Raw genomic sequence first — 18,085 nt, 5'->3', positions numbered from 1 at the left:
CGCCGTCCGTCCAGTCGCCTTGCGGGTCGTCTCTCGCCGAGGAGCGCGCGGACGGATCATGCGCGCGAGCCGGGGCGACAGGGGTGTCACGCCCGTCACGTCGCCGTCCCCGGCACGAAACGGACGCGGTAGCGCGACAGGGCGTCCGCCCCGAGCACGAGGGCGAGCAGCAATCCCTGGAAGGCGCGGGTGAGGTCGAGGGGCAGCTTGAGGTCGATCTGCGCGCCCTCGCCGCCGATGGTCGTGAGCGCGATCACCAGGGCCGCCACCAGGATTCCCGCCGGGGAGAGCCGGCCGAGGAAGGCGACGATGATGGCGGTGAAACCGTAGCCCGGCGAGATCGACGGCTGAAGCTGGCCGATCTTGCCCGCCACCTCGGCGATCCCGGCGAGCCCCGCCGCCCCGCCCGAGACCGCGAAGACCGCGAGCGTCAGGCGGACATCGCTGAACCCGGCGAAACGGGCGGCGCGCGGGCTCGCCCCCACCACCCGGACCTCGAAGCCGAACAAGGTCCGCGCCAGCACGATGGCGGCGACGATCACCGCCGCCAGGGCGATGAGGACGCCGGCATGGAGCGTGTCCCCCTCCATCAGGTAGGGGAGGCGGGCCGCGTCGTCGAAGGTGACGCTCTGGGGAAAGTTGTAGCCCGCCGGATCGCGCAAGGGTCCACGCGCCATGTAGTCCAGCAGCAATTCGGCGACATAGACCAGCATCAGGCTGGTGAGGATCTCGGAGACGCCGAGCCAGACCTTGAGCAAAGCCGGGATCAGCGCATAGGCGATGCCGGCCAACGTGCCCACGGCGAGCATCAGCGGCAGGACCCAGAGGGTGTTCCCCTCCGCCCCGTGGGTCGCCACCGCGATCCAGCCGCCGAACAGGCCGCCGACGACGAACTGGCCCTCGGCGCCGATATTCCAGACATTGGCGCGGAAGCAGAAGGCGAGGCCGATGGCGATGAGGGCGAGGGGCGCGGCCTTCAGCGCCACCTCCTGCAGGGACCACAGCTCGCTCAACGGCGCGACGAAATAGGTGACGAAGGCCGCGGCCGGCGAGCGGCCCATGGCAGCGACCACGATGCCGCCGATGGCGACGGCGACGACGAAGGCCAGAATCGGCGCGAGGCCGTCCATGAGGGGGGAGCGGTTGGTGCGCGGCGACAGGTCAATGCGCATGGGCCACCCCCTCCTTCGCCGCTGACGGCGGCGTCGGTTCGATGCCTCCGCCGCCCATCAGCAGCCCCACCGCCTCGCGGCTCGTCTCGCTCGCGGGCACCGCCCGCGACAGCGTTCCGTCATGCAGGACCGCGATGCGGCCCGCGATCTCGAACAGTTCGTCGAGATCCTGGCTGATGACCAGCAGGGCGGCCCCGCGCCCGGCGAGATCGAGCAGGGCCTGCCGGATATGCGCGGCGGCGAGCGCATCGACGCCCCAGGTCGGCTGGTTGACGACGAGGATGCCCGGCTCGGCCATGATCTCCCGCCCCATCAGGAATTTCTGCAGGTTGCCGCCGGAGAGCGTGCCGGCGGCGGGGTCCGGCCCGGCCTTGCGCACGTCGAAGGCGGCGATCACGCGTTGCGCCAAAGCCTTGGCCGCGGCGTTACGCAGGAAGCCGAAGCGGCTGAGGCCGGCGGTGGCGTGGCGCGAGAGGAGGGCGTTGTCGGACAGGCTCAGGGTCGGGGCGGCCGCGTGGCCGTTGCGCTCCTCCGGCACGAAGCAGGCCCCGTGGCGGCGCCGCTCGGTGATGCCGAGGCGCCCGGCCGGAACGCCGTCGAACGTCACCATGCCGGCCTCGGGTGCCGAAGCCTCGCCGGACAGCGCATCGAACAACTCGGCCTGTCCGTTGCCGGCAATGCCCGCGATGCCGACGATCTCCCCGCCCGAGACCGTCAGCGAGATGTCGCTCAGCGCCGTGCCGTGCAGGCCCGACGTCGCCAGCGAGAGTTTGGAGAGGACGAGCCGGGGCGCCCCAAGGGGCATGCCGGAGGGCGGCTTCACCTCGCCGACCTGGACGCCCACCATCATCGCCGCCAGCGACCGGGCGCTCTCCTGGCGCGGGTCGCAGGCGCCCACGACCTTGCCGCCACGCAGGATGGTGGCGCGGGAGCAGAGCCGTCGCACCTCGTCGAGGCGGTGCGAGATGTAGAGCAGCGCCCGGCCCTCGTCGCGCAGTCGCTCCAGCACCGTGAACAGGCCTTCCGCCTCACCCGGCGTCAGCACCGATGTCGGTTCGTCGAGGATGACGAGGCGCGGGTCCTGCAGCAGGCAGCGGATGATCTCGATACGCTGGCGCTCGCCGGCCGAGAGCGACCAGACCGGGCGATGCGGATCGAGATGCAGGCCGTAGGTGGCGCCCACCGTGGACATCTTTTCCCTGAGCGCCTTCGGGCTCATGTCGGGCGGCATCACCAGGGCGATGTTCTCCGCCACGGTCAGGTTCTCGCAGAGGGAGAAATGCTGGAACACCATGCCGATGCCGAGCGCCCGCGCGGCTTCGGGGTTGGCGAGCTTCACGATGTCGCCGCGATGAGTCACGACCCCTTCGGTGGGTTCCAGAAGCCCGTAGAGGATCTTCATGAGCGTCGACTTGCCGGCCCCGTTCTCGCCGAGCAGGGCATGGATCTCCCCGGCGCGGATTTCGAGATCGACGCCGTCATTGGCCGTGAAGTCGCCGAAGCGCTTGACGATGCCGTAGGCACCGAACAGCGGCGTCGCGCCAATCTGGCCGGCAAGAGCCGGGGTAGCGGGAGCCGGGGTAGCGGGAGCCGGGCTCGGGGTCGCATCCGTCATGAGGGCTGGGTTCCCCGATTCCATAGCGAGCCCATCGGACCACGCCGCCATTGCGGGGGGCAGCGCAGGATCGGGCGAGCACGCAACCCGCCCGCCTTCCTGCCCGCGGCCGCCGTCACGATCCGCTCCGCAGCGCATGGGCGAGGCGGGTATGGGCCTCGCGCAGCTGCCCGGTCTCGATGCCCAACGGCTGCCCGTCCACCACCCGCCAGCTCCCCGCCACCATCACCCGGTCGGCCCTGTGGGCGCCGCACAGGACCAGCGCCGCCAGCGGGTCGTGGGCGCCGGAAAAGCGGAGTTCGTCGAGGGTGAACAGGGCGAGATCGGCCTCGCGGCCCTCCTCGATCCGGCCGATATCCCTTCGGCCGAGGCAGGCGGCCGAGCCCTCCGTCGCCCAGCGCAGGGCGTCGAGATGGGTGACGCGCTGAGCGCCGTAGGTCAGGCGGTTGAGCATCAGGGCGTGGCGAACGCCTTCCATCAGGTTGGAATTGTCGTTCGAGGCCGACCCGTCGACGCCGAGCCCCACCGGTGAGCCGGCGGCCTCCAGCTCGCAGGTCCGGCACTGGCCGGAGGCGAGCGTCATGTTCGACGTCGGGCAATGGCACACGCCGACACCCGCCCTGCCGAGCCGGACCACCTCCTCGTCGTCGAAATGGATGCCGTGGGCGAGCCAGGTCCGGCTCTGCATCCAGCCAATCTCCTCGATGTAATCCACCGGGCGTTGGCCGAAGACGTCGAGACAGTATGTGTTCTCGTCCAGGGTCTCGCCGAGATGGGTGTGCAGGCGGCAATCGTAGCGCTCGGCCAGCGCCGCGCTCTCGCGCATCACGCGCTTCGTCACGCTGAAGGGCGAGCAGGGCGCCAGACCGATCTGCACCATCGCCCCCGGCTTCGGATCGTGGAACAGACGCAGCACCCGCTCGCTATCGGCCAGGATCGTATCGTCGTCCTGCGTCAGGCATTCGGGCGGCAGACCGCCGTCGCGCACCGACAGGCTCATGGAGCCACGGGTGACGAAGGCGCGGATGCCGATCAGGCCCGCTTCCTCGACCTGGATGTCGACGGCGGATTCGAGGCCCTTGGGAAAGAGGTAGTGGTGGTCGCCCGCCGTGGTGCAGCCCGAGAGCAGGAGCTCGGTATAGGCGAGCCGGGTCGCGAGGCGGAACGCGTCGGGGGTGATCTTGTCCCACACCGTGTAGAGGGCCTGCAGCCACGGGAACAACGGCTTGTTCAGCGCGACGGGATGGGCGCGCGTCAGCGTCTGGAAGAAATGGTGATGCGTGTTCACGAGCCCGGGAATGACGACGTGGCGGCTCGCGTCGAAGGTCTCGTCCACGGCTCGCGAAGGCTGCGCTCCCGCCGCGATCCGCTCGACGATCCGCGTTCCCTCGACGACGATGCCCCCGCCCGCATCCTCCGCGAGGATCGCCAGCGGATTGCGGATCCAGATCCGCCTCGGTGTGCCCGCTTCTGCCATCGTGCCCGTCAGTCCCTTCGCCGGAGGATGGACGGAGCGTTGCCCCGGCCTCGTCACGCCTTGGTGTAAGGTGGACGGACGCGTCCTTCCAGAAGCGCTCCCCGCCGGACGCGAACCGTTCCGACCGGCGCGTTCCTAGGAAAACCTTGCTTCAGAAGACGTGAAACGAGACGCCGGCGAGGAAACTTTTCTCTTCCGTGCCCTTGAAGGTCGCCGTTTCCTGAGCGCCGAACTTGTTCAGCCAGTACTGAAAGCCGATGAAGACATCGACTTTGTTGGGAGTGTCGTAGACGAGCTTGCCGAGGTCGAGGACGAGATTGGTGCGGGAGAGGAATTCGAGACCGGTCTTCGCGTTGAAGGCGAACGCGGTCACGTCGGTGACGCCGCGCCCCTTGGGCAGCACGATGTTGTTGAAGCCCGCGATGCTGAGCGGCAGGCCGGTGAAGCTCAGGGGCAGGCTGTAGACGATTTCGATTTCGGGGACCGTGTCGAAGCTGACGTCGCGGTTGGGGTAGGTATTGAAGCCGTTCCGGTTCCACTCCTTGTAGGCATGGACGGACGCGTTGATGAACCCGGCCGGTACGTCGAAGGCGAAGTTCAGCCCGCCGACCACGTCGCGCTTGCGCGGGCCGAAGGCCGTGTTCTTGGCATTGGCGTCGAAACCATAGGACAGGGAGATGTCCTTGATGATGCCCGGCACCGCGAAGGCCTTCGTGCCGGTGAGCGCATTGAGGCTGAGCGTACCGCGATAGAGGCCGTAGGCTTCCGTGGCGCCATAATCGTATTGCGCGAAGCCTCCCGGCGCGTTGGTGGTGCCGCCGGGGTCCTGCGAGGCGGATTTCAGGATGTCCAGCGTGAAGAAGTTGGTGCCGTAGGCCCAGGCATTGGCATGCGAGATATTGTAGATGTGCTTCGGGATACCGCGCGTGCTGAACGAGCCGTCGGAATTCTGAACCTGCACGCCGGGCTCGGACGACGGAAACTGATAACGGTAGCTGAACTGCGTATCCGAGAAGAGGAAGAACGATCCGGGCGCATCGGGGAGCGGTGCGGGTGCGGGAGCCTTCACGAGGTCGGCGGCGAAAACGGGCCCCGTCACCAGCAACGAGACCACGGCCGCCATCAGCGCTTTCGGGATGCCCGACATGTTCAATCCCTCTTCCGAGCATCGCGCTCATGGGGATCGAAGGCTGCAACCCATATGCCAGGACACGCGAGCCGGAGAGGATGTGCGAATTGGCGACCCGATATGTGCAAATATGCAACAGAAGCGCCGAGGGTACGAGTCGATAACAAATACAGGGGGCCACCGTCCGACCGGCAGTCAATGCACATATATCGATTCGAACTTGATAGTTTAACAATTCCTCTTCGCCGGCAAGTCATTGACGATCATGAGGCCCGACCCAACTGGCATCGTTAAAAACGATATAAAAAATTCCGGTACTTTCAAGCGCGACCCGGAAGGCATGGTCTCCCGAATCGACGGCTATAGTGGTCGTCCTCGGGAATGTTGCAGCACCAAGCCGGTCTCGATAAGTCTGCTTCTCGCAACACCATGCATTCACGGCACGAGAAACTGCGCTAGGGTACGACCGCGTCCCTTCGGGTCGTCTTCGTCCCCCACTTCATCGAGAGACCGGTGCCTGCATCACAGACCCGCGCCGAACACCTGGCGGACCAGATCGCGAACGACATCCTGGCCGGCGTTTTCCCACCGGGCCTTCATCTCGACGAGCAGGTCCTCGCCAAGCGCTTCGGCGTGTCGCGAACTCCCGTCCGCGACGCCCTGCGCCTCTTGAGCGGGACGGGACTGATCGACCTGCGTCCGCGCGCGGGCGCCATGGTGCGCAGGATGGCGCTCGACGAACTCGACATGCTGTTCATCGCCATGGGCGAGATCGAAGCCACCTGCGCGCGGCTCGCGACACTGAGCATGGCGCCGAAGGAACGCAGCCAGCTGCAGACCCTTCATCACGGCATGGCCCGGCTGGCGGATGCGGATGACAGGGCGGGCTACATGGCCGCCAACCAGGAGTTTCACGGCCTCCTCTATGCCGGCGCCCATAACAGCGTCGTCGAGGAGATCGCGGTCTCGCTTCGCAGAAGGCTGACACCTTACCGCAAGGCGCAGTTCAAGGCCCCCGGCCGGCTCCATCGATCGCATGCGGAGCATGGCGCCGTCGTTCGCGCGGTGCTGGGGCGCGACGCGGCGGCGGCCAATGCCGCGATGCTGATCCATATGAGCATCGTCGAGGACGTCTTCGAGAGCGTGGATGCCGAGCCGGCGCGGGAGCGCGAAGCCGCTCACGAACGCGATGACGACCGCCGCTCCGCCGTCGAACCGGAAGCGGGGATCGGCAGGCCGGAGCGCTCGAACCGCTGAGCTAGCGCAAGGATTCCACAACTTGGCGCGCAACGACGCAGGATCGCGCATCATTTGGGCGTGTGCCGGAGCTACCGTGCATACATGATCGGAACGAAATCGCGACCGAATCGGCACCGACGCCGGGATTCGAAAACGCGGCATCGGACGATCGGGTGTGCAGGTCATGAGTGTCACGCTCAGCGCGGAGCCCGCCGATCTCGCCTTCGATCCCGCCACCACCGCGCTCGTCATCATCGACATGCAGCGGGACTTCCTGGAGCCCGGTGGGTTCGGCGAAACCCTGGGCAACGACGTCTCGCTCCTGCTGGCCGCCGTCGCGCCCTGCCGGTCCGTCCTCGCCGCGGCACGCCGCACCGGGATGCTGGTCGTGCATACACGGGAAGGTCACCTGCCCGACCTGTCGGACGCACCGCCGGCCAAGCTCGAACGGGGTGAGCCGACGGCGCGGATCGGCGCCCCCGGCCCGATGGGACGCATCCTCATCCGCGGCGAGCCCGGACACGACATCGTGCCGGATCTCGCGCCGTCGGCGGGCGAGATCGTGATCGACAAGCCCGGCAAGGGGGCATTCTACGCGACCGAACTGGGAGCGGTTCTGGCCGAGCGTGGCATCGCCACCTTGCTCGTCTGCGGCGTCACCACGGAAGTCTGTGTGCATACGACGATCCGTGAAGGCAACGACCGGGGCTATCGCTGCGTCGCGCTCGCGGATTGCTGCGCCTCCTACTTCCCGGAATTCCACCGCATCGGCCTGGAGATGATCAAGGCGCAGGGCGGCATCTTCGGCTGGGTCTCGTCGTCGGAGGCCGTCCTGACGGCCCTCGCCACGCCCGGATGACGATCGGCGGGACGGGCTGATGGCGGCGGGACGGGGGGGGGTGGACCATGGCAGCGGGATCGGCTTCGGGCGGAACGACAAGCGGGATCGGCGGCGTCTTCCGTCCCAGCCTCTGGGTGCCGGGGGATTGGAACGCCTTCTTCGGCTTCGGCACCAACATCCTGGTGAACCTCCTGGTCCTCACCGGCCTGCTGCGCTTCGTCCTCGGCATGCCCGATGCCATCACCTTCGGGCGCATCCTGCCGGCCATCGGGCTGATGCTGTGCCTCTCCACCGCCTATTACGGCTGGCTGGCCTATCGCCTGGCGAAGGCGACGGGCCGGAGCGACGTCTGTGCCCTGCCATCCGGCATCAGCGTCCCGCACATGTTCATCGTCGTCTTCGTCATCATGCTGCCGATCAAGCTCGCCACCGGAGATCCGGTGAAAGGCTGGGAGGCCGGCCTCGCCTGGGTCTTCATCCAGAGCTTCATCCTGATGATCGGCGGTTTCGTCGCCCCCGTCATCCGGCGTGTCACGCCGCGCGCCGCGCTCCTCGGCACGCTGGCCGGCGTCTCGGTCACCTTCATCGCCATGCGTCCGGCCCTGGAGATGATCACGACACCCGTCATCGGTGTCGTCGCCTTCGCCATCATCCTCCTCGCCTGGTTCGGCGGCCTGCGCTATCCCGGCCGGATCCCCGCCGGCCTCGTCGCCATCCTGTTCGGGATGGTGGTGGCCTGGGGTGCCAAGCCGTTCGGCCTCGACATGGGCGGGGTCAGCGGTCCCGGTTTCCTCGCCGCCATCCAGGGAATCGGTTTCTCGATTCCCCTGCCGGCCTTCGGCCACGTCTTCGGTGGGTTCGAGTTCCTCGGCGTGATCCTGGTGACCGCGATCCCGTTCGGCATCTACGATCTCGTGGAGGCCATGGACAATGTCGAGAGTGCCGAGGTCGCCGGGGATGCCTATCCGACCACCCGCGTCCTCACGGCCGACGGCGCCGTCAGCCTGATCGGCTGCATGATGGGCAACCCCTTCATCAACGCGGTCTATATCGGCCATCCCGGCTGGAAGGCGATGGGCGGGCGCATCGGCTATTCGGTGGCGACGGGTCTGGTGATCCTGGCCCTGTGCTGGCTCAATCTCGTGTCGCTGCTCTCCAGCCTCGTGCCCGTGGTCGCGATCGCGCCGATCCTCCTCTACATCGGCATGCTCATCGGGGCGCAGGCCTTCCAGGAGACGCCGCATTCCCATGCGCCCGCGATCGTGCTCGCCTTCGCGCCGCATCTCGCCGCCTGGGCCAAGACCCTCGTGGACGGCGCGCTGGGCGCGGCGGGCACCAGCGCGGCGGCGGTGGGGCTCGACAAGCTCGGACAGGTGGGCGTGCTCTATGGCGGGCTCGAAGTGCTCGGCGAGGGCGCGATCCTGGGTGGGCTGATCCTCGGCGCCATCGCGGTGTTCATCATCGAGCGCGATTTCGCCAAGGCGGCGGCTTTCTCGGGCGCCGGGGCGGTGATGACCTTTTTCGGCTTCATGCATGGCCCCGCGGTCGGAATCGCGGTGAAGCCCGGCCTGGCCCTTGCCTATCTCATGGTGGCGGGGCTCCTCTACGCAGCGTCCCGCGCCACCGCCGGGGAGCGGCTCATGCCGGTCTCGTCGGCACTGCCAGCGGAATAGAAGAGACAGGGAGACGATCATGGTCGAGATGCCGAAGACCGAACCCGCACCGGGGGGGCTCGACACCTATATCGACGCCGCCTCCTCGCTCCTGGGCATTCCCCTCGACCCCGCCTGGGTCGCGGCAATCGGAGCGAATCTCACCGTGCTTCAGGCCACTGCCGGCCTCGTCGCGGCCTTTCCCCTGCCCGACGAGGCGGAGCCGGCTCCGGTCTTCGTAGCGTGAGCAGCAGAACGCAATGACGAACGACACGATGAACGATCCGAGCACGATGCACGCGGCGAAGATCGCCGAGTCCGTGAGGGACGGGGTGATCGGCGCCCGCGAAACGGTCGAGGCCGTGCTCGCGCGCATCGCCCGGGTGGACACATCGGTGAATGCCTTCACCGACGTGCTGCCCGAGCGCGCGCTGGCCAGGGCCGATGCCATCGATACGGCGCGGAACCGTGGTGAGGCGCTGGGGCCGCTGGCGGGCGTCCCCTTCGCGGTGAAGAACCTCATCGACATCGCGGGCCTGCCGACGCGGGCCGGCTCGAAGATCAACCGCGATCTCGCCCCCGCCGAGCGTGACGGCGCCCTGGTGCGACGGCTCGAAGCCGCCGGGGCCATCCTCGTAGGCGGCCTCAACATGGGCGAGTATGCCTATGATTTCACCGGGGAGAACGTCCATGACGGCGCCACCCGCAACCCGCACGATCTCGGCCACATGTCCGGCGGCTCGTCCGGGGGTTCGGGCGGCGCCATCGGCGCGGGCCTCGTCCCGCTGGCCCTCGGCTCGGACACCAACGGCTCGATCCGCGTCCCCGCCGCCTTCTGCGGCTGCTTCGGGCTGAAGCCCACCTATGGCCGGCTGACGCGGGCGGGAAGCTTCCCCTTCGTCGGCAGCCTCGATCATCTCGGCCCCATGGCGCGCAGCGTCACCGACCTCGCTTTGTCCTACGATGCCATGCAGGGGGCCGATCCGGACGATCCGGTGGCGACCACCCATGCCCCCGATCCCGCCATGCTGGGCCTCGATGACGGCATCGGCGATCTGCGCATCGCCGTGGCGGGCGGATACTTTGCGCGTGGCGGTGATCACGAGGCCTTCGTGGCGGTGGAAACCCTCGCCGCATCCCTGGGCGCCAAGCGCCGGGTGGAGATCCCCGAAGCCGCACGGGCGCGGGCCGCCGCCTACCTCATCACCGCCGCCGAGGGTGCGGCCCTCCATCTCGACCGGCTGCGGACCCGCGCCGCCGATTTCGACCCGGCCGTGCGTGACCGGCTCATCGCGGGAGCGATGATTCCGGCCCCCTTCGTCGAGCGCGCGCAGCGCTTCCGCCGCTGGTACCGGGCGGCAATGCTCGACCTGTTCCGCGAGGTCGACATCATCCTGGCACCCTCGACCCCGTGCCGGGCTCCGAAATCGGGCCAGGTCACCTTCGAGCTCGACGGGGTGACGCTGCCGGTGCGGGCGAATATCGGCGTCTTCACGCAGCCGATCTCGTTCATCGGCCTGCCCGTGGTGGCGGTGCCGGTACGGGTCGATGACGGCCTGCCCCTCGGTGTCCAGATCATCGCCGCTCCGTGGCGCGAGGATCTGGCGCTCCGGGTCGCGCGCCACCTGGAGAGGAACGGCGTCGTCTCCGCGCCGCATGCGACCCTGTGAGCGAGCCGATGGAAATCGACGCAGCCGACGTAATCGCCGAGGTCGAGGCCGCCTTCGCGGCTTATGAAAAAGCGCTGACCGGCAACGACGTGGCGACGCTGGAAGCCCTGTTCCACGACGATCCCCGCACCATCCGCTATGGCGGGGGCGAGAACCTCTACGGCATGGACGCGATCCGTGCCTTCCGTCGCGCGCGCTCACCGGCCGGGCTGGAACGGACCCTGTCCGATACGGTGATCACGGCCTATGGGCGGGATACGGCCGTGGCGATGACCCTGTTCCGCCGCGACGGCTCACCCGGCAAGGTGGGTCGGCAAAGCCAGACCTGGATCCGTTTTCCCGATGGCTGGAAGGTCGTCGCCGCGCATGTGAGCGTCATCGACGGATAGGCGCGGAGAGCCCTGGCCTGCTCCTCTCGCGGAGACCGCTTATAGGAGAGCAAGCGTCAGCGACGTGCGGGGCGGTAGCGCGTGCTCACGTCTCCTGAGGCGCCTTCTCGGTCACCACGCGGCGCAGGCGACCCTTGCGCTTCTCGTACTGGAACATCGAGGTCAGGGTCGGGTCGGCCGGATCCGATGCCGGGCTCATCGGCGCCAACTCGGGCGCCGGCGCAGGCTCGGGGGCCGGTGCAGGCTCGACCGCCGGGGTGGGAGCCCTCCGTTCGAGTGCGAGGCGCACCACCTCACGGTCGCGCATAAGGATCGCCGCAATGGCGTGGTCGGCGGCCATCGTCGCGCTGGCGCCGTCGGTGAAGGTGATCGGCAGGGTCGCGGTGGTCGTGGCCGAGGATTCGAGCACATCGAGCCCGAGCCCCACGAAGGAGGCCGCAAAACCGAAGGGCGACGGCAGGGCCTTGGTCGTCGTGGCGAGCGCGCCTTGGAGACCGCGCACGATGTCGCCGCTCCAATGCGGCTCCGTCGCCGGGTCGGTCGGCAGGCCGAGATCGGAGAGATCCTCCACGCCACGGATATCGCCGTTGGGAAAGCGGAACACGCCGTTGTCGTAGGTGGCCACTCCCTCGCCGAAGGAGCCCGCCGTGATCCGAATATCCGTCATCGTGCCGTCCTGGCGGACGTCGACCGCCGCCATCGCCCGAACCTACGCAGCCATGTGTCCGAAACAGGGCGTCGCTTCAGACGGCCGGTGCAGGCGCCGTACCATAGGCCTCCGCCATCTCGGCGATGGCATCGAGCTTGGCATGGAGCGCCGACCAATCGTCCCGCTCGGCAATCGGATCCCACAACGCCTCGACCTCTTCGATCAACATCGTGCAGGGCTCGCGCCGCGCAAAATACGGGTGATCGAGCCGGATTCCTTCCGCCGGGGACAGGGAAGCGAGGCTGGTTCTGACGGCGGCGAAATCCTCGCGCTCGTAGAAGGCGGAGGAGGGGCTCGCCGCCGCGCGGTCGGTGCTGGCGAGGCCGCCATACCAGTCGAAGAACGTCTGCTCGAACGGCGCCCGGCTCTTCGCCAGGAAGCCCCAGAAGGCGGCGACGAATCGGTGCAGGTCTGCCTCGTCCGCCGGCTTTGCCAGGCCCAGCCGGGCGAGGAGGGCCTCGGCGAAGGCATCCTGAAGGCTCGTCCCGAAGACCTTCAGCGCGCCTTCGAGGGCTTCGCGGTCGGCGAGCGGCATCAGGCATTCGGCGAGCCGGCTGAGGTTCCAGAACAGCGCCTCGGGCTGCCGGCCGAAACTGTAGAGCCCCTGAACGTCGAAATAGGCGGCGGTGAAGCTCGGATCGCTGGCGGGCGCGAAGCGCCACGGGCCGTAATCGAAGCTTTCGCCGGTGACGTTGATGTTGTCGGTGTTGAGCACCCCATGGACGAAGCCCGCCGCCATCCACTGGGCGCCCGTGCGGGCGACCCTGCGACAGACCTCCTCCAGGAAGGCGACGGCGCGGGGCCCGGTCTCCTCCCGCCACGCGTCGGGCAGGTAGGTCCCCACCGTGTAATCGAGGAGTTTCTGAATGTTGTGCGGCTCGTCCAGCGCCAGCAGGCGCTGGAAGCTGCCGATGCGGATATGGGAATGGCTCAGCCGCACCAGGACGCTGGACCGGGCGGGGGAGGGCTCGTCGCCGCGCTCCAAGTCTTCGCCGGTCTCGATCAGGCTGAAGGTCTTCGAGGTGTTGACGCCCAGGGCCTCGAGCATGGAGGTGGCGAGAATCTCGCGCATGCCCCCCTTCAGGGTCAGGCGTCCATCGGCGGTGCGCGACCATGGCGTGGTGCCGCTGCCCTTCGTCGCGAGATCGAGGAGACGCCCATCCACGAGGTCGTGGAGCTGCGCGAACAGGAAGCCGCGCCCGTCGCCGAGATCGGGGTTGTACGAGCGGAACTGGTGGCCGTGATAGCGCAGCGCCAGCGGCTGGGGCAGGCTACCGGGTAGCGGCTGGAAACGGCCGAAATGCGCGATCCACGACTCGTCGGACAGACCGTCGAGCCCCACCCGCGCCGACCAGGGCCGGTTGCGATAGCGCAGGATCGTCTTCGGGAAATCGGCGGCGGCCACGACGTCGTAGAAGTCGGGGCCGAGTTCCATGTGCTTCGCGGCGGTGCGGGGTGATGGCATGGGCGAGCGCGGGTTCCTGCGATGGAGGCCGGACTCTAGCGAGAGCGGCGCGGCGATGACAGCCACCCCCGAAGGCAGCTCCCCCGATAACGCGAGCGCCTATCGGGGGAGAGTCATGCCCCCTCGAACCGGCGCTGCTCCGCACGGCTCGCCAGAATGACGACCTTGCCGGGAAACCGTTCGATCAGAGCGAGGTTCCTCGCCCGCCTCTTGCGGTTCCAGGTCCAGACGTAGCGCAGGAACTCCATATCGAGCCGCTCCGGGCAACCGAGCGCCGCATCCGGCCGGACCCGGCCGTAGCTCGCCGCCAGCCGGCGGATCACCCGCGCCATCGTGAGCCAGGCCGGAAGATCGAGATAGACCAGGGTGTCCGCCGCCTCGAAGCGCGGCCCGATCGTGTCGGTGTAGTTCCCGTCGATGACCCAGCGGGGGAGCGCCGCGAGACGCTCCACCTCGGCGCGGAACGCCTCGGACGGCACGGGCCCCCAGCCCGGACGGAAATAGGCCTGATCGAGATGGAAGACGGGCAGGCTGCGGGCGGAGCCCAGGCGTCTCGCCAGGGTCGATTTCCCGCTACCCGGCGGCCCCATGACGATCACGCGCTGCATGCGGACCTGCTTAGCCGATGAGCGGTCGCCGCCGCCAGAGTGTGCGTCGCGCTACCGCTCCCGCCCGATCGTCGCCTCGATCTGTCCGTGCGGTTCGTCGGTGGGCAGGAACACAGCGTTCGGGTTGTCGAGGCCGAAAGGCGCGAGGTTGATCGGGATGTAGTGCTTGTTGGGCATGGCGAAGGCGATCTCGGCGATCTCCGGGATCGCGGCCAGAACCGCCTCGCCCATCCGGTACATGCTGTCCTGGACACCGTAGCTGTACGTCGTGCCGAACACCGCGATGAGGGTCGCCAGCACCTGGGCGTTGGCGGCAGCATAATCGGCCGGGATGCCGGCCCAGGTCCAGGTCGCGTCCATGCTCGTCGCGGCGATGCGGTCGCTGGTATCCGGCAGGGTACGGTATTGATCGTCGACGAAATCGGCCCAGCCGGACTGGGTCGTCTTCATGAAGGTGTAGCCGCGCAAGCCGGATTTCAGCACCGACCCGGCCTGGTTCGCCGTGAGCTCGACGAAGCCGACGCCGTTGCCGTCGAGGGTGAAGGTATGGCCATGCGGCACGCCCGCGATGGCGTGGCGCAGCCAGCGCGTCTCCCGCGCCTCGATCACGACCTCCTCGACCTGCGGGTAGGTGTCGAGGAAGACCGATGCCACGGCGCTGGCGAACGCTTCCTTCTCCGCCGCGAGATGTTTCGCCGCCGTGACGTTGACGATGTTCTTGACGCTGTCGGTGGCGACGCAGGCCCGGTTGTCGCCCGCTGTCCAGGCACGGTCGAAACCGCCCTTCATCAGCACCTTCACGTCGAGTTCGCGCGGGGTATGGTGGTCGCCGTCGCGGGCGAGCCGCATCACCCGCACCCGTCCCTTGCCGTAGGTCGACGCCGTCAGGGCCATGATCGGTTCCTTCTCGTTTGCCTAAGGCCTCGGCCGCATGGGCGATAGTCTGCGAGAACGACCTGTCGGGGAAGACCAGACCGATCATCACCGGCCAGCGGATGCCGTTCGGTCCGCCGCTCCGACAGAGCGCGGGGGTCCCGGTTCTCCGGAAGATCGTCTGCAAGCGGGAAAATCGTCCGCAAGCGGTATGCCAGCGGAATCGGCCGAGCCTACGGCCCGGAGCGGATAGGGTCCCGATGCCGCTTGCCCGATCTGGTCCGTTGCCTGCTACGAAAGCGCATGAAACCGGCTCGGTTCGGCACCTCCGCCGGAGCCGTCGAGGCGGCATGAACCAGCAGCGAGGGATGCCATGACCCTTCCAGCGGCCGCCGGGGCTGGCGGCACGGAGCCTGCCGTCTCCGGCTTCGCCAAACTCGACCTCGCCAGCCTCAACGCGGCACCGGCCGCGCATTTCGTGACGGCCCTCGCGGCGGTGTTCGATCATGCGCCGTGGGTGGCCGAAGACGCCGTGCGAGGCCGTCCCTATGCGACGCTGGCCGAACTCTTCGCCGCCATGCGGGCCGCGGTGGAGGCGGCCCCGGAGACGGATCGGCTCGCTCTCCTGGCCAACCACGCGGAGCTTGGCCAATACGCCGCCCGCGCCGGCACGTTTGCTGCGGATGCAAACGCCGAACGAGCCTCGGCCGGGCTCGACCGGCTTTCGGAGGACGAGTCTGCGCGGTTCGAGAGCCTGACCGCGCGCTATCGCGCAACGTTCGGCTTTCCCTTCATCCTGTGCGTCGAGCGACACGGCCGCGCCTCGCTGCTCCGCACGTTCGAGCAACGTCTGGCCTCGACGCCGGCGATGGAGCGGGCGACAGCAGAGCAGGAAGTGTTCCGGATCGCCGCGATCCGCCTTGATGCTCTGGTGAAGGGGGAGGGCAGGCTGCGCACGACCGGCCGCGTCTCCACTCACGTCCTCGACACCGCTTCCGGCAGGCCGGCGGCCGGGGTTACGGTGTCCCTGTACGAATGGGTCTCCGACGACAGGGCCGCCCTCGTGGCCAGCACGGTGACGAACGCCGATGGACGCACCGACGCGCCCCTCATCGGCGGGAGGCCGGTGCCGATCGCGGCCTACGAATTGCGGTTCGGCATCGGCGACCATTTCCGGCGGACGAATCCCGGACTGCCGGAACCGCCCTTCCTCGATATCGTCACCCTGCGCTTCGGGGTGAGCGACCCGGAGGGTCACTACCACGTCCCGCTGGTGGCGAGCCCCTGGAGCTACCAGACCTATCGCGGGAGCTGAGCTCGTCCGTGGAGACGGTGAGTCGCAGATCCCGCGAGGGAGTGCCCCGGTCAGGCGGCGCGGATCGTCGCGAGGAAGCGGCCGAGTTCGACGTTGAGATGCTCGGACTGGCGTGACAGTTCCGATGCCGCGCCGAGCACCTGGCTGGCCGCCGCTCCCGTCTCCTCGGCGGCGTCCGCCACGCCCACGATGTTCACCGTCACCTCGCTCGTGCCGGTAGCGGCCTGGGCCACGTTGCGAACGATCTCCTGTGTCGCGGCGCCCTGCTGCTCCACGGCCGCCGCGATCGACGTCGAGACGCCGCTGATTTCCTGGATTCGCGTGGTGATGCCGCCGATCGCCGAGACCGCCTGATCCGTCGACCTTTGCACCGAGGCGATGTGGCCGCCGATCTCTTCGGTCGCCCTGGCCGTCTGGTTGGCGAGCTCCTTGACCTCCGCCGCGACCACGGCGAAGCCGCGGCCGGCCTCGCCGGCGCGCGCCGCCTCGATCGTGGCGTTCAGAGCGAGGAGATTGGTCTGGGCCGCGATCGAGGTGATCATCGTCACCACATCGCCGATCTTCAGCACCGCCGAGTTGAGGTCCTTCACGAAGGTCGTCGTCCGGGCAGCCTCCTGAACGGCCGCATGGGACATGTCGGCCGAGGCGCTGACCTGACGGCCGATCTCGTGCACCGATGAGCCGAGTTCCTCGGCCGCGGCCGCCACGGTGGTGACGTTGGACGCGGCCTGATGGGCGGCGGCGGCGACGCTGGTGGATTGCGCAGCGGTCTCCGTGGCGGTGCCGGCCATGCTCTGGGCTGTCGCCTGCAGTTGCGTCGCCGAACTCGTGACGCTCTGGATGATCCCGCCGACCGCGGTTTCGAAACCGTCGGCCATGGTTCGCATGGCCGACTTGCGCTGTGCTTCCGCGCCGGCCCGTGCCAGGGCGGTCTCCTCCTCCAGAGCCTTCATGCGCAACAGGCCGTCCTTGAACACCTGCACGGCATCGGCGATGCGCCCGATCTCGGTCCGGGCCTTCTGGTGCGGGATGGTCACGGAGAGGTCGCCCGCAGCGAGGGTCTGCATCGGCCGCACCACGGAATCGATCCCTCCGGTGACGCCCCGGATGATGACGAGGGCGGAGAGCACGGACAGCACGACGGCGACGACGATGGCGGAGATGCCTAGGGTCCGGGTCTGCTCGAACACCTCCTTGCTGCGCGCCTGTGCCATATCCGCACCGACATTATTGAGGTTCACGAGTTTTTCGAGGGCCTCCGACACGCCTCGGCGGATGGCGAGGCCCTTGGTCTCGTACAGGGCGAAGGCCTGAGCTTTCTCTCCGCTGCGGGAGAGATCCATGATGGCGTCGCGCACCACGGCAAATTTCGCGGCCTCACGGGTATACGCCTCGTAGAGGTCGCGCTCCCCGGGGGACGCGATCATCGTCTCGTAGGATTTCTTCTTCTCCTCGAGCTTCTTTCCGAAACGGACGAGGTCACCCTCGATCGTGGCCTGCTTCTGCGCATCGGTCTCCTGGGCATGGCGCAGGATGACGGCGCTGTTTCTCGCCGTGAGTGTATCGATCTCGCCAAGTACACGGATACTGGGAAGCCAGTTGGTCTCGATGTGGAGTGCCTGTTCACGCATGCGCAGGGTGCCCAGAATCCCGAGCAGCCCCAATCCCATGATGAAGACGGTGAGTATCGAGAAAGCCACGATGAGCTTCGTGCAAATCGGGAGAGCCTGGAGCGTCACAACGAACCTCATCAAGACCACCATCCGGTCATTCGGTGGGGCGATCGAATGTCGACACTCCCTCGGAATCCTTAAGGTTCACTTTTGATTGCCTCGTCTCTTCCTCATCCCTTCGCGACACATGTATTCTTCTGTCATCGTCAGAGATCTGCAGGGCGATGCCCAATCCGGCCGTGCCTCGCCCCATTTCCC

16 protein-coding genes are annotated in these 18,085 nt (G+C 68.0%); 7 read left to right on the top strand and 9 right to left on the bottom strand.

Annotated features, from left to right (window positions below):
• Window positions 1-95: 95 nt before the first annotated feature.
• The 4 genes from ACYQR9_RS19310 to ACYQR9_RS19295 all read right to left on the bottom strand — a co-directional run bounded on the left by ACYQR9_RS19310 (window position 96) and on the right by ACYQR9_RS19295 (window position 5,411).
• The gene (locus ACYQR9_RS19310) at window positions 96-1,172 is read right to left on the bottom strand and encodes an ABC transporter permease (protein ID WP_461227742.1); all 1,077 of its coding nucleotides are present in this window, start codon (window positions 1,170-1,172) and stop codon (window positions 96-98) included.
• The gene (locus tag ACYQR9_RS19305) at window positions 1,162-2,787 is read right to left on the bottom strand and encodes an ABC transporter ATP-binding protein (protein WP_461227741.1); all 1,626 of its coding nucleotides are present in this window, start codon (window positions 2,785-2,787) and stop codon (window positions 1,162-1,164) included. The genes ACYQR9_RS19310 and ACYQR9_RS19305 overlap by 11 nt, the downstream gene beginning before the upstream one ends.
• 115 nt (window positions 2,788-2,902) lie before the next feature.
• On the bottom strand, window positions 2,903-4,264 hold the full coding sequence (locus ACYQR9_RS19300) for an 8-oxoguanine deaminase (RefSeq protein WP_461227740.1): 1,362 nt from the start codon (window positions 4,262-4,264) through the stop codon (window positions 2,903-2,905).
• 151 nt (window positions 4,265-4,415) lie between these two features.
• Window positions 4,416-5,411, bottom strand: coding sequence for a hypothetical protein (locus tag ACYQR9_RS19295; protein ID WP_246747887.1), 996 nt, complete (start codon window positions 5,409-5,411; stop codon window positions 4,416-4,418).
• A gap of 495 nt (window positions 5,412-5,906) precedes the next feature.
• Between ACYQR9_RS19295 and ACYQR9_RS19290 the strand changes: the two genes are divergently transcribed.
• The 6 genes from ACYQR9_RS19290 (at window position 5,907) to hpxZ (ending at window position 11,184) form a co-directional block, all read left to right on the top strand.
• The gene (locus tag ACYQR9_RS19290; RefSeq protein ID WP_461227739.1) at window positions 5,907-6,650 is read left to right on the top strand and encodes a GntR family transcriptional regulator; all 744 of its coding nucleotides are present in this window, start codon (window positions 5,907-5,909) and stop codon (window positions 6,648-6,650) included.
• Between the two features lie 166 nt (window positions 6,651-6,816).
• Window positions 6,817-7,491: a cysteine hydrolase family protein gene (locus ACYQR9_RS19285; RefSeq protein ID WP_461223051.1), complete on the top strand. Its 675-nt coding sequence runs from the start codon at window positions 6,817-6,819 to the stop codon at window positions 7,489-7,491.
• A 47-nt stretch (window positions 7,492-7,538) separates the two neighbouring features.
• On the top strand, window positions 7,539-9,146 hold the full coding sequence (locus ACYQR9_RS19280; RefSeq protein ID WP_461227738.1) for a regulator: 1,608 nt from the start codon (window positions 7,539-7,541) through the stop codon (window positions 9,144-9,146).
• A gap of 19 nt (window positions 9,147-9,165) precedes the next feature.
• Complete coding sequence (locus ACYQR9_RS19275) at window positions 9,166-9,372, top strand: DUF4089 domain-containing protein (RefSeq protein WP_207411817.1); 207 nt, start codon at window positions 9,166-9,168, stop codon at window positions 9,370-9,372.
• Between the two features lie 13 nt (window positions 9,373-9,385).
• Window positions 9,386-10,795 carry an AtzE family amidohydrolase gene (locus ACYQR9_RS19270; protein WP_461227737.1) on the top strand — a complete coding sequence of 470 codons (1,410 nt, stop codon included), beginning with the start codon at window positions 9,386-9,388 and terminating at the stop codon, window positions 10,793-10,795.
• An 8-nt stretch (window positions 10,796-10,803) separates the two neighbouring features.
• Window positions 10,804-11,184, top strand: a complete 381-nt coding sequence (gene hpxZ / locus ACYQR9_RS19265) for an oxalurate catabolism protein HpxZ (protein WP_461227736.1) — start codon at window positions 10,804-10,806, stop codon at window positions 11,182-11,184.
• 85 nt (window positions 11,185-11,269) lie between these two features.
• On the opposite strand, the gene ACYQR9_RS19260 is transcribed toward hpxZ, so the two are convergent.
• The 4 genes from ACYQR9_RS19260 to pucL all read right to left on the bottom strand — a co-directional run bounded on the left by ACYQR9_RS19260 (window position 11,270) and on the right by pucL (window position 14,860).
• Window positions 11,270-11,884: a hypothetical protein gene (locus tag ACYQR9_RS19260; protein WP_461227735.1), complete on the bottom strand. Its 615-nt coding sequence runs from the start codon at window positions 11,882-11,884 to the stop codon at window positions 11,270-11,272.
• Window positions 11,885-11,927: 43 nt separating this feature from the next.
• Window positions 11,928-13,358 carry a protein adenylyltransferase SelO gene (locus ACYQR9_RS19255; RefSeq protein ID WP_461227734.1) on the bottom strand — a complete coding sequence of 477 codons (1,431 nt, stop codon included), beginning with the start codon at window positions 13,356-13,358 and terminating at the stop codon, window positions 11,928-11,930.
• A 113-nt stretch (window positions 13,359-13,471) separates the two neighbouring features.
• A complete protein-coding gene (locus ACYQR9_RS19250; RefSeq protein ID WP_461227733.1) occupies window positions 13,472-13,966 on the bottom strand; it encodes a P-loop NTPase family protein in 495 nt (164 codons plus the stop codon).
• Between the two features lie 51 nt (window positions 13,967-14,017).
• Window positions 14,018-14,860, bottom strand: a complete 843-nt coding sequence (pucL, locus tag ACYQR9_RS19245; protein WP_461227732.1) for a factor-independent urate hydroxylase — start codon at window positions 14,858-14,860, stop codon at window positions 14,018-14,020.
• 352 nt (window positions 14,861-15,212) lie between these two features.
• Here pucL and uraD point away from each other — a divergent pair, with 352 nt between their 5' ends.
• Window positions 15,213-16,154: a 2-oxo-4-hydroxy-4-carboxy-5-ureidoimidazoline decarboxylase gene (gene uraD / locus ACYQR9_RS19240; RefSeq protein ID WP_461227731.1), complete on the top strand. Its 942-nt coding sequence runs from the start codon at window positions 15,213-15,215 to the stop codon at window positions 16,152-16,154.
• Between the two features lie 50 nt (window positions 16,155-16,204).
• Here the strand turns inward: uraD and ACYQR9_RS19235 are convergent, their stop codons facing one another.
• A complete protein-coding gene (locus ACYQR9_RS19235; protein WP_461229843.1) occupies window positions 16,205-17,893 on the bottom strand; it encodes a methyl-accepting chemotaxis protein in 1,689 nt (562 codons plus the stop codon).
• Between the last annotated feature and the right edge of the window lie 192 nt (window positions 17,894-18,085).

Source organism: Methylobacterium sp. CM6241, assembly GCF_054817845.1.
Note: the sequence above shows the minus strand (reverse complement) of the source record. Positions and strands in the feature narration are given on the sequence as shown.